The organism is Candidatus Roizmanbacteria bacterium (assembly GCA_016700135.1).
Classification (GTDB): domain Bacteria; phylum Patescibacteriota; class Microgenomatia; order UBA1406; family GWC2-37-13; genus UBA1450.
In genome coordinates this window covers 591,101-606,584 of sequence record CP065004.1, presented here as the reverse complement: position 1 = coordinate 606,584, position 15,484 = coordinate 591,101, and the positions used below count along the sequence as shown (strand labels likewise).

Sequence of the window (15,484 nt, the reverse complement as noted above, 5' to 3'; positions counted from 1 at the left end):
GCTGTTAGAGATATACCGCAAGACGCTGTAAGGCAACCTCAAAAGCTGAAGACTTTAGATCGATTTGCTCTTCCTGTGACCGAGTCCAAACATCGGAAAAAGCAGCCTGCATAAGAATTTCAAGCTTTGACAAAACTTCCTCTTTAGTCCACCAATATCCTTGCTTTCCTTGTACCCATTCCAGATAAGATACAATAACACCGCCAGCGTTGGCTAGAACGTCTGGAAGGATCACAATTTTTTTATGTGTAAGATATTCTCTTGCTTCTTCGGTTACAGGACCGTTCGCCATTTCAACAATAATTTTCGCACGGATATTTTCCATATTTTTAGCGCTAATAACACCCTCAAGAGCTGCTGGGACAAGGATATCAACAGGTAGCGTCAATAACTCGTCATTGGTGACCTTTTTCCCTTTGCGACTATCACACACTCCCTCTGAACAGTAACATTCAGCAATACTGCCCTGCTTTTTTTTGCATTCCAGTACCATCTGCACGTCAAGAGGTTCCCCCTGTTGAGCATAGATTCCACCTTTGGAATCTGAAACAGCAACGACATGATGGTTTTGTTTGGATGCGGCTTCAGAAAAGAAATACCCGACATTACCAAATCCTTGGATAGCAATCGTAAGCGGTGTCTGCTTATTGAGATGCAAGCGCGATAATAACTCTTGTAAAGCGATAACCCCACCATAGCCAGTAGCTTCTTCACGTCCAAGACTTCCGCCGTGTACTACTGATTTTCCGGTAAATGCTGCAGGCTCTTTTTTCCCTTTTCTAGCTTCATATTCATCCAGCATCCATTTCATGATTTTAGAGTTGGTATTGACGTCAGGCGCCGGTATATCAACATCTTCACCCATAAAAGGGGTAAGTTTGGCAGCATATTGCTGACTTAAACGCTTTTGCTCACTTTCGGATAATAACTTTGGATCAACTGCAATTCCTCCTTTACCTCCCCCCATAGGTATATTAGCGACCGCTGTTTTTATTGTCATCAACAAAGAAAGAGCTTCCACTTCTTCATGAGTCACGTTCGGATGAAATCTGATACCTCCTTTATATGGCCCTCTGAGGCTGCTATGCTGTGACCTATACCCTTTATATATCTCGATAGTCCCGTCATCTTTCACCAATGGTAAGGCGAATTCAAGAATCCTTTCGGGTATAGTAACTCTATCAATAAACTGTTGGTTGAAACCGACTCTTCTCGCAGCTACGCTAACAAGTTGTTGAGCAGACTCAAGCATTACTTTACCGGAACTTGACATATTAGAAATTAAATAATAATACCCGTCCGTGACTTTTCAACCAACTCAATTTTCCTCAATCCATCTCTCTGCATCAAGTGCTGCCGCAACTCCCATACCTGCTGCAGTACTTGCCTGCCGATACACGTGATCTACACAGTCACCGCCGGCGAAAACTCCCTGAACTGATGTCATTGTCTGAAATTTCGGATTATATATACTTTTTGCTGTCCCGCCAGCCAGTACAGAAAGTGCATGGGTAGCGGTTGTAATAACATATCCTTTTTCATCAAGCTCAATTGAATCTTTGAACAGTGTAGTATCCGGCTTATGTCCGATAGCTACAAATACTCCATTAACCGGTAAAACAGTATTATTCTTGTGAGGACTTTTCAGTGTAATACCTTCAACTTTCGATTCGCCGTTAATAGTAACTATTTCATTATTCAGAACGAGTTCAATTTTCGGATTATTCATAACTCTCTCCTGCATAATTTTTGAGGCTCTGAACAGTTCTCTTCTATGTATAAGATATACCTTTTTAGCAAACCGCGTCAGAGTCTGCGCTTCTTCCATCGCTGTATCTCCGCCCCCTACAATAGCCACTTCCTTATCACGGAAAAAAAAGCCATCACATGTGGCACATGCTGAAACCCCTTTTCCACGAAGCTTTTGTTCTGATTCTAAACCAAGCCAGAGAGCTTGTGCTCCAGTAGCGATAATGACCGATTTAGAGCGGTATTCTGCTTTTGTGGTCTTAACAGTATGCGGATTTTGCTTAAAATCAACAAACGTTATATTTTCATCTTTTATCATGGTCCCGAAGTGTTCGGCCTGTTTACGTAATGTCTGAATAAGATCGGGGCCCATAATTTCCTGATAACCGGGAAAGTTTTCTACTTCAGAGGTAAGCATTAGTTGCCCTCCAGGTGGTGATCCGGCAAAAACAAGAGGTTGAAGTCCGGCGCGAGCAATATAAATGGCCGCGCTTAATCCTGACGGGCCTCCGCCGATAATTATCACATTGTGTAGATCATTCATAATTAAAAGACAAATAGTAATAGTAGAGTTAACTATATCACAGCTTGTACCACAATCCTACCATTTTCATTGTCTTTTAATATGATAGTATCACATTATTTTTATTGCAAGTAAAATATTCCGTCTGAAGGTTCTAAAGGTTTATTGTACGGTCAATTAGCTTTTTGACTTCCTCTTTTTTATCAGGAGGAATGATGCCGTTGAAATACTGAATGACAATTTCCTCTGTAAGGCCGTCAATTGCCTTTTTGACTGCTGATATTTGCTGAAGTACTTCAATACAATCTCTTTCTTCCTTTACCATTTTTTGAATCCCTTTCATCTGTCCTAAAATTCTGCTGACACGTCTGTCAAGTCCTTCCATAATCAAAAGCAACTGATAACTCTCTAATTGTATCAGTTTTTAAGCGACAACAGTGGAATTACAAATGATTACAGATAATTCACGTCGGAGATATAAAAGAATCTTAGGGCTTTATATAAACCTAAAGATAATTAAATCACGGGAGTAGAATTATCATTTAATCTCTGGTTTTACCCCTTATGAAGAGATTCTAAGAATTCTTTATTACTCTTTGTTTTAGGTAATTTATCGATTAGAGCCATCAATCCCTCTTCTGAAGTTCGAAGAGACATCATTCTTCTCAATGTTGTAATTCTTTTCAGCGTTTCAGGATCAAGCAGCAATTCCTCATGACGTGTTCCTGATTTTGTAATATCGACTGCCGGATAAATACGTTTTTCAGCAAATTTTCGGTCCAGATGGATTTCAAGATTGCCTGTTCCCTTCAGTTCTTCATAAATCAGGTCGTCCATTCTGGATTCGGTACCCACAAGTGCTGTCCCAATAATGGTTAAACTTCCACCTTCCTCACAGTTTCTAGCTGCACCGAGGAACTTTTTAGCAGGATATAAAGCCTGGGGATCAAAACCTCCAGATAATGTACGTCCGGAATTATTGATACTAAGATTGAAAGCACGGGCGAGTCTTGTGATGGAATCCAGAAGTATAACAACATCTTCTCCCATTTCTACCAATCTTTTTGCTCGTTCAAGTGCCAAATTTGCTACTTTTGTTTGCTGACGTGGAGTTTCATCAAAATGTGATGCTGCAACTTCCCCTTTAATAGATCTTTTAATTTCTGTTACTTCTTCCGGACGTTCCCCAATCAAAATAGCTATAAGGTGCACTTTGGGATGATTAGCGGTTATCGCTTTAGCGATGTCGCGAAGAAAAGTTGTTTTTCCTGCTTTCGGCTGAGAAACAATGAGTGCTCTCTGTCCGAAGCCGATTGGCGCTACAAGATCAATGATTCTTGTAGAAAGTATATCCTGTTCTGTTTCAAGCTGGATTTGCTTTTGAGGATGAAGGAAGTCAATGCATCAAACTTGTTACGCTTTCTGCTTTCTTCTTCAGTCATCTCACGTCCGTTTACTTCTTTAATTAATAGCAGACTGTGAAAGCGTTCACCGTCTTTTGGAGGTCTGGCAAGACCTCTGACATGATCTCCTTTCCTAAGCCAAAATCTTCTGATTTGGGAGGTTGAAACATAAATATCCTCATCTGGATTCACTGTATAATCTTTTCTCAAAAAACCGTATCCTCCGTATGTTACATCTAAAATACCATCAGCTTCATAGCTGGATTTGAGGTCTTCTTTTAATTTATCGCTAATCTCATCTTTACTAACCATTTCGGACTCCGAGGCAGATGCAGGTTTTGTAGATTCAACTTTTTCAATAGGTTTTTCCTCGTATTTTTCTAACATAGAAGATACATCGAGCGATTCAGACAGCTCGTCTTGAGGGTTTGATTTATTTGAAGATGGCATAAATTTATTCAAATTTGTAATTAGTAAAGAATTTCAGCTTGTTGCGGGCCGTCTATGGACGGAAACACACTGAAGAGGTCATGTGAAAGATGTGATGTTGATATTATAGCGTAATTATTAGAAATTGCAAAATATATTGTTGTACGTGAACGTACAGGTACATAATAATTCTCTAGCTGCAAAAGTGTTCCGCCATATTTTGAAGTAAAGGATCAAAACACTAAGTAGTTTCTTCTAATTAAATAATCCTCCGTATGAAATTCTGTGCTGAATCTTTTTTTCTAGTTTAACGGGTGGGTGAGCTTGCTAACCCTTGTTATTCAAGACGTCACTTTCTCGTCGGCGATCCTCATCACCGATTTACCCTAGAAAATTGCTTGTTCAAAAAAGATTTCAATTTGATATTTCATTTGGAGGATTAAGCTTACTATACACAATCCTTATATTATTTGTCAAGAGCGAGAATACCTTCTTACAGTGCTATAACAATAGGAAATCTCCGTGAGACTCTTTTTATCTGTTATACTCATGGGTATGAAAAAAGGGCCATTGATTTTGCTGGGCGTTCTTATAACAATTCTCTTTTTCATTTTGGGCATGCAATTCGGCAAGCGTGTTCAAACAGCTGATGAAGCTTTGCAACTGTTACTTACCATTGCTCCCTCACCATCCATTTTGCCTGTGACTCAAAAACCAATCCCCTCTTTCCGACTATTTGACAGTACCACATGCGGATTCTCAATGTTGTACCCTGAAAGCTTAAGCACGAAAAAAATCAGCAGTAACTCGGGAGCGTTTATTGACGAAACCAGCAATTCAGTAATGAGTTTTACTTGTAATGAAGAAATGCCTGTCGTATCAGAAGCAACGAGTTCCGTTACTCTTGATGACGTTGATGGTATAGAATATCTAAGCAACGATACCAATACTATACGGATTGAACATCCGACTAGAGAGACTACCCTGTCTATAACGTTCGAAATTGCCTATCGAACTCTAGTCGAAAGGACTTTTATATTTACGGAATAGAAATATGAATATTGCTTACTTTGGTTCTCCGCAATTATCTGAATTACTTTTAGATAGGCTTTTAGAAAAAAACTTACCGATAAGCCTCGTTATAACCCAGCCAGACAAACCAGCCGGAAAAAGGTTGGAAATAACAGCTACTGCAGTAAAAAACAATGCAGTAGTTCACAACATCGAATTCTTTGATAAACCGCTAAAAAAATACGAGGATGAATTACTCTCTATTATCCGTGAAAAAAAAATTACTTTGGGAATTTTGTTCGCATATGGTGAGATCCTTTCAACAAGCCTGTTGAAAAGCATCCCTTTCGGAATATGGAATGTTCATCCTTCTTTATTACCCAAATATCGCGGACCTTCTCCGATTGTATATCCACTAATACTTGGCGAAGCTGAAACCGGAACTACGCTCATGCAAATGAATCAAGGATTAGACCAAGGTGACATACTTATGCAAACATCCGTATCCATAAAAGCGAGAGATAAGCGTGAGCAGATCGAGCAAAAGCTTGTGGCACTTGCGGAACAACAGATCTTTTACGCTCTGTCATTGCTTAAAACGAATTCCCTCCAAAGTAAGCAGCAGGAAGAACATCTTGCTACTTATACGAGACTTTTAAAGAAAAAAGACGGCTTTATTACTCAGACTTTTATTTCTCAAGCGCTAAATAATAAAAATGTCACGTTTGAGCAATTACCTGAAATCCTGCAACGGTATCACGTAAAAAATAATATCCCTCCAAAAAAAAACTATGACGCCGGCCCTGTGCTCTACCATCTATATCAGGGCCTTCATCCCTGGCCGGGTGTCTGGACGACCATCAAGGTCGGTCCTAATGAAAAGCGGCTCAAACTCCTAGATATGACATTTGAAGATAACACTCCCCAACTCCGCCAAGTACAACTCGAAGGGAAAAGGGCTGTAGAATTTTCAGTATTTAATAAAGCCTATAACTGTTTCTAGAATCAGTTAGATAGGGCATATAAATGCCCTATAAATATGTATATTGTTATAGTAATACTTATTTTTTTGAGCCTATATATTTTACTTTGCTTTTTAGAACTTTTATTGGCTCCTCCAAGCTCTATTCGTTGTTAAACAAGCTACTATATTGGTTATTTTTATGATAACCTCTACTTACTTCCTGCTTTTAGTGGCATTAAAAAATATATGGATTTTCTTTTCATCGGTATGCAATAGCTTTTTCCGTTTTTATAATAATTAAGATCGCAACTAAATGGCTCCTACGGAATCTTAAAGAACAATCAACAATAATGGCAGTTGTGAGAGATGTTTGCTAAAACAGAATGAGTTTTATAAATATTTTCTTACAAAAAGTATTCTATCACCTACTATTGAGCCTAAATCCTCAAAATCGCCCGAATTACCTACCTCTCACTTAAAAAAGGGCACTGATATCTCATTTATTTACAATATTCACCGCATTCCAATGTTTCTTATGTGGTTTTTATTTATTTTCCATCTCCATATTTAGTATTAATTCTTCATGAGCACGTTCCGTTAAGTTGTCAAAATGACCAAAAATAATGTTGTCAATTATATTTCTGAAACGTCGCTTTTTATTTTGATAATTGTATCTATGATCCATACTATACTCCCCCATGGTATATGGGGATATTTCTCTACTCTAAATAATTCCCGCAATAGCGTTAATAATTTATACACAAATTATCCACAACCAATATACTTTGCGAACTTTTAAGTTTTGAACCTTTATTTTTTGAAAGTTAAGGGAAATGATTATAATAGTGTCTACCTGCTTGGGTTCTCGCTCTTAATAGAGTAATGTTTATTTGATGTCCGTCGTTGATAAACTCTTTAATAGTAGGTTCTTTATTCTGTAATAACTAAACGGCTTCTGTTTTTACGCATGAGTTAAACACACCTGTATAAGATGTATATTATTTAATAATAAATGATATATTATGATCTATTTAAAATTCGGGACATTATTACCCTTAAAATGAATTTCTGTGCTAGAATGTGTCTATGAATATTCGCATAAAACGAATTGATTCTTCTCTCCCATTACCTGAATATCAGACAGAAGGCTCCGTTGCATTTGATTTGTATGCTCGTGAAAAAACAACCGTTCAGCCCTGGTCTCCTACCATTATTCCTGCAAATATAATCGTGGAAGTACCTGAAGGTTATTTTTTAATGCTTGCCAGTCGCAGCTCTACACCTATAAAAAAAAACCTGATAATTGCAAATAGTATTGGAGTCATAGATCAAGATTATCACGGAGATAAAGATGAAATCGGCATACAGGTTTTGAATTTTTCTAAGGAAAATGTCACTGTCGAAAAAGGAGAAAGGATTGCCCAGGCACTACTAGTCCAAATTGCTAAAGTCGAGACATTCGTTGAAGTCAAAAGTATTAAAGAGACATCACGCGGAGGATTCGGAAGCACCGGATAATAAGCCAATCATAATGCATATAAAGACATCTATATATATCAAAATTGATGATTCAATTTTTGCATCATGCAGACCTCAGAACAACAATATCTAAACCTTTTGAAAGACATCCTCGAAAACGGTATTTACAAGGACGATCGGACAGGAACCGGTACTTATAGTCTGTTTGGTAGACAAATTCGATTTAACTTACAGGAAGGGTTTCCTCTACTTACTACAAAAAAAGTCTTCTTAAAAGGCATTATTCATGAGCTGCTTTGGTTTTTACAGGGAGAATCAAATATAAAATATTTGGTTGATAATAACGTACATATCTGGGATGACTGGCCATATCGATTTTACAAAGAGTCAGTCGAGAAAGAAAACAAACAGCCTTTAACTCAAACGGAATTTATTGAAGAAATAAAAAAATCTGATATATTCGCTAAAAAGTGGGGCGAGCTCGGACCTGTATATGGCGTGCAATGGCGCCATTGGAAAACACCCGAAGGCGGAGAGATTGATCAAATTTCCAAATTGATTGACGAAATTAAGAAAAATCCGAACTCGCGTCGGCTTATAGTCAGTGCCTGGAATGCAGCCGATATTGAGGAGATGGCAAAAGCTGGACTTCCTCCCTGCCACACTATGTTTCAGTTCTATGTTGTTGACGGAAAGCTTTCCTGTCAGCTGTATCAAAGAAGCGCCGATGTATTTCTGGGAGTACCTTTCAATATCGCGTCCTATGCTTTACTTTTGATGATGGTAGCACAAGTAACCGGTTTAGAGCCCGGGGACTTCGTGCACACATTCGGAGATGTCCATATATACAAAAATCATCTTGATCAAGTCAAAGAACAACTCAAAAGAGATATTCGTCCCTTCCCTACTATAAAACTAAATTCTCATGTCAAATCGATTTTTGATTTTACCTTTGAAGATTTTACTCTTGAAAACTACAATCCACATCCACCGATAAAAGCAAAAGTAGCGGTATAGAACCTACAAATACTATATATCATATAGTAACTAAATAACTCTTAATATATCTTTCTATGCCTTATTTCCGATCAAATATATTCGACACTTTACTTTGTCCAGAGAGGTATCTGACTCAATTTTGCTACTGAAAAGATTTGGTAGAAATCCGGCCTTTGCCTTACTTGTCAGAACAGGATTTCATACTTATACATATAACTGCTAAAAACCGACCAATTTCATCTTATATTGTTCTTAAATATCTACACTGATTTATGTATTTTATGCTTTCATAGTAGCATGTCATAATTTATGACAGAAAATTTTTAGCACTTCTGTTTAGCAAAAATCTCTCTCCATAACAGCCTGCAAGGTATTCTGCTACAATAATCCTATGAAAACTATTGCAGTATATGACCCTACGGCTACAGATCAGCAAAGCAGAGTACGGGGTATAGGTCGCTATTTTCAGACGCTTAAAGAAACCTTTAACTCAATTTCTACTCCACATCCCGTTGGAAATGTTAACCCTTCACTGTATCAAGAACAGCCAGCAAACCCTTCTGACAATCTCTATTTCAACTACTTATCGGAACTAAAATCTCTTCGTCCTGAGATGATTTTTCTAAATCCCTTTTTTAATCCGGTACAAAAGCCTTTATTTTCGGGAAAGAAAACCCATAAACAGTTAGCAGTTATTCATGATCTCATACCGCTAAAATACAAAAAAAATTATCCAACTGGATTACGCGGATGGTGGTACAACTTTTTAAACAAACGGGCAATAAAAAAATATGATCTCATTATCACCGACTCTGAGGTTAGTAAAAAAGACATCGTAACATTGTATAAAGTCCCTGCGGAAAAAGTTCGGGTAATATACCCAACTGTAAGCCGCCTGTTTTTGCCTCATTTAGATACTTCCGAAGAATCACCCGCACATCACCATCCTTTTCACAAAGAAAACAATCAAATAATCCCTGAATTCAGCAGACTTCCGCTTGATCAGATCACCAAGAATGAATTATTAAAAAATCTTAAAGACTTTGCAATCTATGTCGGAGACGCTACCTGGAATAAAAATCTCCCGAACTTAGCACGGGCTTTAAAAATGACGAACATTACCTGTGTATTTGTCGGGAATGTATTTAGCGAAGCAAACGTAAAACAACTATCGGTGAAACCGCATCCCTGGCAAAAATCACTTTATGAATTTCTGCAGCTGGCACAAAATGATAAACGGTTTATTTTCCCCGGTTTCATCTCGGATTTGGAACTACTGTTACTTTATTCGAATGCCCGCATGAATCTGTTGATGTCTTATGATGAGGGATTCGGTTATTCATTTGCGGAAGCAGGATATATGAGTACTCCGAGTGTCCTTGCCGATATCCCGATCTTCCGTGAAATTGCCGGCGAGGCAGCCGTATTTGCTAATCCCCAGGACCCGAAGGATATAGCGCAGAAAATGAGCGAACTTTTTTATGATAAAGTACGGCATGAGAAACTGAGCATCCGGGCATTTGATCGGGCACAGAGCTATAATCCTTCCCGCTTTCAAAAAGAATGGCTGGGATTGTTACAAATAATCTGATCCTATGGATCTTTTTTACTATATTTTTCTTTCTATAGTTTACCTCCTCACAATGCATCTAGCTCTTTCTACAACCCGTGAGTTTCATTTCTTTCAGGCCATATCACTTTTTTCGCTGGGTGGCTTTATTGGATCTTCTTTGGATTCCTACATCACGGGCTTCGTGTTTGCAGTCGTTATGCACCTTATGTTCTGGAATAAAGGAGCAGATTAAGAGAATTAGGGCTTCTTATCGGGAAATATTCTTTCATCCATGAATGTGAACAATTATTTCATTATGGATTGATATAGAGACATATTTCCTTATGACACACCGTGCACCAGAACTTTTTAGCGCTCCCAAAACAGACCGGCGAAAGTAGACTATTTATATCTCAGACGTATTTCTTATTAAAGAAGAATTATAGAGCAAATAATCTTTTGCCGTTTTTTGTTGTTTCGTGAATGAGATTTTCCGCCGAGATTCCTTTTAAGGAAGCTACTTTTTCAGCAGTGTACACAATATTTTTCGGCTCATTCGGATATTTTTTTTCCGTAAGGAGAGGTTCAGGAAGTATATACGGACTGTCAGTCTCGATAACGAGCATCTCAAGCGGAACCTTCTGAATAAAACGCTGCTTATCAGTATCATAAGTTACATCTCCGTCTACACCGATAAAGATGTTGTGATCACGCGCAAACTGAAGCAAGTCAAGGTCCGGCTCACAACAGTGAAAAACAGCTCTACCTTCCAATTGAGGAGTCCATTTCTCTTCAAGCAACGGCAACAAATCTTCTTTTGCCTCCCTATTATGAAGAATCAGTGATTTTTTGTGCTTAACAGCAAGATCAATCTGCAACCCGAGTAACCGTTTTTGGACAGATATAAATTCCGGAGATATATTGTATTCCCTGTATATTGTCTCCTCATAAACATGCCTGTCCATTCCTACTTCACCGATAGCTACCACTTTGTGTGATTGTAGCAGCAATTCTATCTCTGACAACTCACTCTCAACGGTAATATCTTCCCGTTTCAGTAAGTTGTATACATGGTGAGGGTGTATGCCGACAGCAGCAAATAGCCAGTCATATGCTTCGGCGATTTCTATTGCCTTTTTTGATGTTTTAACGTCCGTTCCCGGTATGGTTATTAATGAAACTCCACTATCGTGAGCGTTTTTAATAACATCAGACAGTGTCTTTTTGTAGCGTTTAAAATTCAGATGACAGTGTGTATCAAACATGCTGATTAGTATAACGTATTGAATATTTAGTATAAAGCTGTGAGCAAGCATACGCGACAACATTTCCTCTGTTTCCCCTTTATACTCTATACAGAATACTATATACTATATATATGACTATCTTCATCGGCGCAGACCACCGTGGATATCACCTCAAAAATGAATTGATTGAGTATCTTCAAAATAAAAACATACGTGTGGAAGACCTGGGGAATTATGAGCACAACCCGGAAGACGATTTCCCCGATTTCTCCCATAAAGTTGCCGAGGCTGTGCTGCAAAATCCGGAAGAATTTCTCGGAATAGTGATTTGCGGTTCAGGTGTGGGAGTAAGTATATCTGCCAATCGTTATAAAGGTATTTACTGCGGTCTGGCATTTAACAAAGATCAGGTCAAAAGTGCCCGTGAACACGACCATATTAATGTCTTGGCGCTACCTTCGGATTCGGTATCGCCCCCACAGGCACAGGAACTGGTTGATATCTTTATTGAGACAGAACCTTTGAAGAAAGAAAAGTATCTCCGCAGGCTTCATAAAATCGATCAGTCAGGACAATAAATACTAGATCACAACCTGATACTTGCCCGTTGCATTTTTTTCAATAATTCCTGACAATTCCAGACTTGAAAGTAGCTGCAAAACGTGAAATACGGGAATATTCAGAGCACGCGAGAGATCATCTGTGGTAAATGCTTCTTTTGAAAGGACATCATACACCTGCTTTTCAAGACCGTCCAGAACCGGTTGTTTTGCAGATGTCAGCTTGTGCATATGAAACTCCTCAAGAATGTCCTCTACATCCGTCACAAGCTTCGCTCCTTCTTTCAGAAGTAAGTTCGGAGCCTTTGAGAATGCTGAGTTGATAGGAGATGGCGGAGCAAAAACCTCTTTCCCCTGCGCCAATGCATAGCGTGCCGTGATCAGTGAACCGGAATCTATCAAACCTTCAGCCACAAGCACTCCCTGGGATATGCCGGAAATAAGACGGTTTCGTGTTATAAAATGACCTTTTATTGTCCCGTTGTCCGGAGGGAACTCAGAAATAATCAGACCGTTGTTTCGTAAAATTTCCTTGTATAAATGACTGTTCACGGCAGGATAAACAATATTTACTCCGCAGCCGAGGAACGCAATCGTTCTGGAACCGGCATGAATAGCGGCCCAATGAGCTAAAGCATCCACTCCCATAGCCATGCCTGAGACGATTACGGCATTATTTTCTGCAAGTTCTTTGCTGAATTTTGTGGTAATCATCTTCCCGTACTCAGTCGGATTTCGGGTACCTACTACAGCAAATAAAAAATCTGTATCCCAGTCATAGCTGGAGATGTCGCCTTTTACATAAAGGCAGATTGGAGGATCACTTATTTCGCGTAAACACTTCGGAAACAGTACATTTTCGCGGTCAATAACCATAATTCCCTGATTAGCCAGCCGCCGTATTTCAAGGTCAGGATCTAAAGTTTGACGTACGGTTACAAATGCTGATGCAAAATGCGGACCGATCACTTGTACCAATTCGTCGCGTGACGCCTGATATGCTTTCTGTACAGTACCGAATACCTGAAGTAAGGCATCAAATCTGGTAGGTCCGACACCGGAGGTATATGAAAAGCTGAGGCTATATTTAGTTGTTCTGCTCATTTTTAGATATGTTATTACATAATTTTTACATTAATTTTGTATAAATTACAAGCTTCTATGACTGTTATAATTACCGTATGACGTATAAGTCATGGAAAGGCCGCTTACAACACTATTACCGTGATGCTGAAAAGAAAGTTCACCAATTCATGGAAGTATTACGCCCATTTATAATACATATGAGAAACAGCCTCTCCTCAAGCTACTCTCGATTCCGGATGTGGATCACACATCTCAGTCTCCCTATGATAATCGGGATATTTTCATTGGTCATGATTCTCTTTATCATTTCAGGCGTGGCAACATACATTTATTTTGTCTCTGACCTTGCCACCCCCGAACGATTGATGAACCGGAATAATACAGGACTTATTCTTATGGACCGAAAGGAAGAGCCTTTTTTTCGTACTGCTGAAGCACGTGAACTTGAAATCTATCCCATTGAAAACATGCCTGAGTATGTCCCGAAAGCATTTATTGCAATTGAAGATGATGAATTTTATGAGCATCCGGGATTCTCTCTTCGTGGAATTCTGAGGTCGGTTGTCGCGAACGTGAGACAGACATCATATGCGCAGGGAGGTTCTACAATAACCCAGCAGCTTGTCAAAAATGCACTACTATCACCCGAAAAAACAATCCGCCGGAAATATCAGGAACTGATTCTTTCCATGGAAGTAGAGCGTCGATACAGCAAAGATGAAATACTTGAGATGTACCTCAACTCAATCTACTTTGGAGCGGGAGCATATGGAATTGAGGCGGCAGCTCAAACGTATTTTGATAAGGAAGTATCAGCTCTTACCGTCGAAGAGGCAGCTGTTTTGGCTGCTCTTCCGAAAGCTCCTTCAGCGCTCACTCCTTTCGGAGGAAATCGAGAACGACTGTTTGCACGTCAAAAACTCATTCTAGAACAGATGGGCATAGACCCTGAGACCGTGTCCGAAGTAAGGTTTGCAGAACAAGAAGAAGAAACCCAAAGCGATATTGCTCCACATTTTGCCGTCTGGCTCAGAGAGTATTTATACCAGAAATACGGAGAGGAAAATGTGAATCGATTGGGGTTCCGTGTCGTCACAACACTTGATCGTGATATGCAGCTGACGGGACAAACGCTCGTCAAACAGCATATTGCCAATCTCGGAAGACGGGATGCCAGTAACGCCGGCCTGGTTGCGATTAACCCCAAAACAGGCGAAATTCTAACAATGGTTGGCAGCGTTGACTGGAGTAACGAAGAATTCGGGAAATACAATATTGCATTTGCAAAACGTCAGCCCGGATCGACATTCAAGCCGATTGTATACGCTGAAGCCTTTGTAAAAGGAAAGCACCCCAGTGACATTATTAAAGACGAGCCGATCAATATCAACGGATATCAGCCTAAAAATTCGGACGGGCAGTTCCGCGGAGATGTCACAATCAGATACGCGCTGGGCAATTCACTAAATATTCCTGCAGTTAAATTACTCGAATTTACGGGCGTGAAAGATGCGGTTGACTTGGCACGTACAATGGGCGTCCTTTCCCTCGACCCGGATCAAGACTACGGTCTTTCTCTCGTACTGGGCGGCGGTGAAGTTGAGCTATTCGAGATAACACGTGCATACGGTGTTTTTGCTACAAACGGCAAACTGGTCCCGTCACATCCGATCCTTTCGATCACCGACAAATTCGGCAATGAAATATACCGATACCACCCGAACACCGTCACTGAAGATGAACAGTTTTCCGTTTCTTCCTTATTCAGCTCATTCCTAAAGCCCAACGAACCGTTTGAAGACCGGCTGATCGGCGGTACTAAAACCGAAAATGTCCTGGATAGTGCGGCGGCATATATGATTACTTCCATTCTCTCAGACAATAATGCAAGAAAAGATGTCTTCGGTGAGCAAAACTGGCTCACTCTCGGACGTCCTGCAGCTGCTAAAACCGGTACGACAAACGATTACAAGGACGCATGGACTATCGGATACACGCCTGATCTCGTCGCCGGTGTTTGGGTAGGTAATAATGACGGGACACCCATGAACGGACTCTACGGATCACAATCCGCAGCTCCAATCTGGCATGGGTTTATGCAAAAAGCACTTGCCGGCACCGAAGTAAAACAGTTCGAAAGACCGGCATCGCTTATTGAAGTAAAGATCTGTAAAGCAACGAATTCGTATTGTAGTCTCTGCAGCGATGAAGATTCCTACAGTGAATACTATTCTAAAAGATACATGCCTGTTGAAAATTGTACGGCGATCACGGCAACTCCGACCCCCAGTCCTTCCCAGGAACCGACGGGACAACCTACTGATGAGCCTCCCACAAACACACCCTCACCGTCTCCTTCTCCTTCGAAAGCGCCAAGCCCCTCACCTACTCAAATAGTCATCCCGATTCTTTCAAATACCCCAACGCCCGCAACAGGAACTACCCCCTCACCTACGATGGGTATCCAGCTGCCTTAACGATC

At 39.9% G+C, this 15,484-nt stretch carries 13 protein-coding genes and 1 pseudogene; 8 read left to right on the top strand and 6 right to left on the bottom strand.

Translation table 11 applies throughout. From position 1 onward, the window contains the following. Nucleotides 1-4 precede the first annotated feature (4 nt). From IPM65_03360 to rho, 4 genes and pseudogenes are all read right to left on the bottom strand, one after another. Entirely contained in the window at nucleotides 5-1,273 is a 1,269-nt protein-coding gene (locus IPM65_03360; GenBank protein QQS44610.1) for a Glu/Leu/Phe/Val dehydrogenase, read from the bottom strand. Between the two features lie 45 nt (nucleotides 1,274-1,318). Next, the gene (gene trxB, locus IPM65_03355) at nucleotides 1,319-2,293 is read right to left on the bottom strand and encodes a thioredoxin-disulfide reductase (protein ID QQS44609.1); all 975 of its coding nucleotides are present in this window, start codon (nucleotides 2,291-2,293) and stop codon (nucleotides 1,319-1,321) included. A gap of 133 nt (nucleotides 2,294-2,426) precedes the next feature. Continuing rightward, a complete protein-coding gene (locus IPM65_03350) occupies nucleotides 2,427-2,657 on the bottom strand; it encodes a metal-sensitive transcriptional regulator (protein QQS44608.1) in 231 nt (76 codons plus the stop codon). Between the two features lie 170 nt (nucleotides 2,658-2,827). Further along, a pseudogene (gene rho, locus IPM65_03345) lies at nucleotides 2,828-4,062 on the bottom strand (transcription termination factor Rho). A 597-nt stretch (nucleotides 4,063-4,659) separates the two neighbouring features. Between rho and IPM65_03340 the strand changes: the two are divergent. The 6 genes from IPM65_03340 (at nucleotide 4,660) to IPM65_03315 (ending at nucleotide 10,362) form a co-directional block, all read left to right on the top strand. Then, a complete protein-coding gene (locus IPM65_03340) occupies nucleotides 4,660-5,154 on the top strand; it encodes a hypothetical protein (GenBank protein ID QQS44607.1) in 495 nt (164 codons plus the stop codon). Nucleotides 5,155-5,158: 4 nt separating this feature from the next. Continuing rightward, nucleotides 5,159-6,118, top strand: a complete 960-nt coding sequence (locus tag IPM65_03335) for a methionyl-tRNA formyltransferase (protein QQS44606.1) — start codon at nucleotides 5,159-5,161, stop codon at nucleotides 6,116-6,118. A 1,047-nt stretch (nucleotides 6,119-7,165) separates the two neighbouring features. Further along, complete coding sequence (gene dut, locus IPM65_03330; GenBank protein ID QQS44605.1) at nucleotides 7,166-7,597, top strand: dUTP diphosphatase; 432 nt, start codon at nucleotides 7,166-7,168, stop codon at nucleotides 7,595-7,597. 66 nt (nucleotides 7,598-7,663) lie between these two features. Beyond that, complete coding sequence (gene thyA, locus IPM65_03325; protein ID QQS44604.1) at nucleotides 7,664-8,575, top strand: thymidylate synthase; 912 nt, start codon at nucleotides 7,664-7,666, stop codon at nucleotides 8,573-8,575. 373 nt (nucleotides 8,576-8,948) lie between these two features. Beyond that, entirely contained in the window at nucleotides 8,949-10,148 is a 1,200-nt protein-coding gene (locus IPM65_03320) for a glycosyltransferase family 4 protein (GenBank protein QQS44603.1), read from the top strand. A gap of 4 nt (nucleotides 10,149-10,152) precedes the next feature. Continuing rightward, entirely contained in the window at nucleotides 10,153-10,362 is a 210-nt protein-coding gene (locus IPM65_03315) for a hypothetical protein (protein ID QQS44602.1), read from the top strand. A 187-nt stretch (nucleotides 10,363-10,549) separates the two neighbouring features. On the opposite strand, the gene IPM65_03310 is transcribed toward IPM65_03315, so the two are convergent. Next, complete coding sequence (locus IPM65_03310) at nucleotides 10,550-11,374, bottom strand: TatD family hydrolase (protein ID QQS44601.1); 825 nt, start codon at nucleotides 11,372-11,374, stop codon at nucleotides 10,550-10,552. 113 nt (nucleotides 11,375-11,487) lie between these two features. Between IPM65_03310 and IPM65_03305 the strand changes: the two genes are divergently transcribed. After that, complete coding sequence (locus IPM65_03305) at nucleotides 11,488-11,934, top strand: RpiB/LacA/LacB family sugar-phosphate isomerase (protein ID QQS44600.1); 447 nt, start codon at nucleotides 11,488-11,490, stop codon at nucleotides 11,932-11,934. A gap of 3 nt (nucleotides 11,935-11,937) precedes the next feature. On the opposite strand, the gene dprA is transcribed toward IPM65_03305, so the two are convergent. After that, nucleotides 11,938-13,020, bottom strand: coding sequence for a DNA-protecting protein DprA (gene dprA, locus IPM65_03300; protein ID QQS44599.1), 1,083 nt, complete (start codon nucleotides 13,018-13,020; stop codon nucleotides 11,938-11,940). Nucleotides 13,021-13,238: 218 nt separating this feature from the next. Between dprA and IPM65_03295 the strand changes: the two genes are divergently transcribed. Then, nucleotides 13,239-15,479 carry a PBP1A family penicillin-binding protein gene (locus IPM65_03295; protein QQS44598.1) on the top strand — a complete coding sequence of 747 codons (2,241 nt, stop codon included), beginning with the start codon at nucleotides 13,239-13,241 and terminating at the stop codon, nucleotides 15,477-15,479. Nucleotides 15,480-15,484: the final 5 nt, after the last annotated feature.

Bases quoted from the DNA above. Each gene is read 5' to 3' on its own strand.
- IPM65_03350 (QQS44608.1), bottom strand. From the start codon at position 2,657: ATGGAAGGACTTGACAGACGTGTCAGCAGAATTTTAGGACAGATGAAA.
- IPM65_03335 (QQS44606.1), top strand. From the start codon at position 5,159: ATGAATATTGCTTACTTTGGTTCTCCGCAATTATCTGAATTACTTTTA.
- thyA (QQS44604.1), top strand. From the start codon at position 7,664: ATGCAGACCTCAGAACAACAATATCTAAACCTTTTGAAAGACATCCTC.
- IPM65_03320 (QQS44603.1), top strand. From the start codon at position 8,949: ATGAAAACTATTGCAGTATATGACCCTACGGCTACAGATCAGCAAAGC.
- IPM65_03295 (QQS44598.1), top strand. From the start codon at position 13,239: ATGTGGATCACACATCTCAGTCTCCCTATGATAATCGGGATATTTTCA.
- trxB (QQS44609.1), bottom strand. From the start codon at position 2,293: ATGAATGATCTACACAATGTGATAATTATCGGCGGAGGCCCGTCAGGA.
- dprA (QQS44599.1), bottom strand. From the start codon at position 13,020: ATGAGCAGAACAACTAAATATAGCCTCAGCTTTTCATATACCTCCGGT.
- IPM65_03310 (QQS44601.1), bottom strand. From the start codon at position 11,374: ATGTTTGATACACACTGTCATCTGAATTTTAAACGCTACAAAAAGACA.
- IPM65_03315 (QQS44602.1), top strand. From the start codon at position 10,153: ATGGATCTTTTTTACTATATTTTTCTTTCTATAGTTTACCTCCTCACA.
- IPM65_03340 (QQS44607.1), top strand. From the start codon at position 4,660: ATGAAAAAAGGGCCATTGATTTTGCTGGGCGTTCTTATAACAATTCTC.
- dut (QQS44605.1), top strand. From the start codon at position 7,166: ATGAATATTCGCATAAAACGAATTGATTCTTCTCTCCCATTACCTGAA.
- IPM65_03305 (QQS44600.1), top strand. From the start codon at position 11,488: ATGACTATCTTCATCGGCGCAGACCACCGTGGATATCACCTCAAAAAT.
- IPM65_03360 (QQS44610.1), bottom strand. From the start codon at position 1,273: ATGTCAAGTTCCGGTAAAGTAATGCTTGAGTCTGCTCAACAACTTGTT.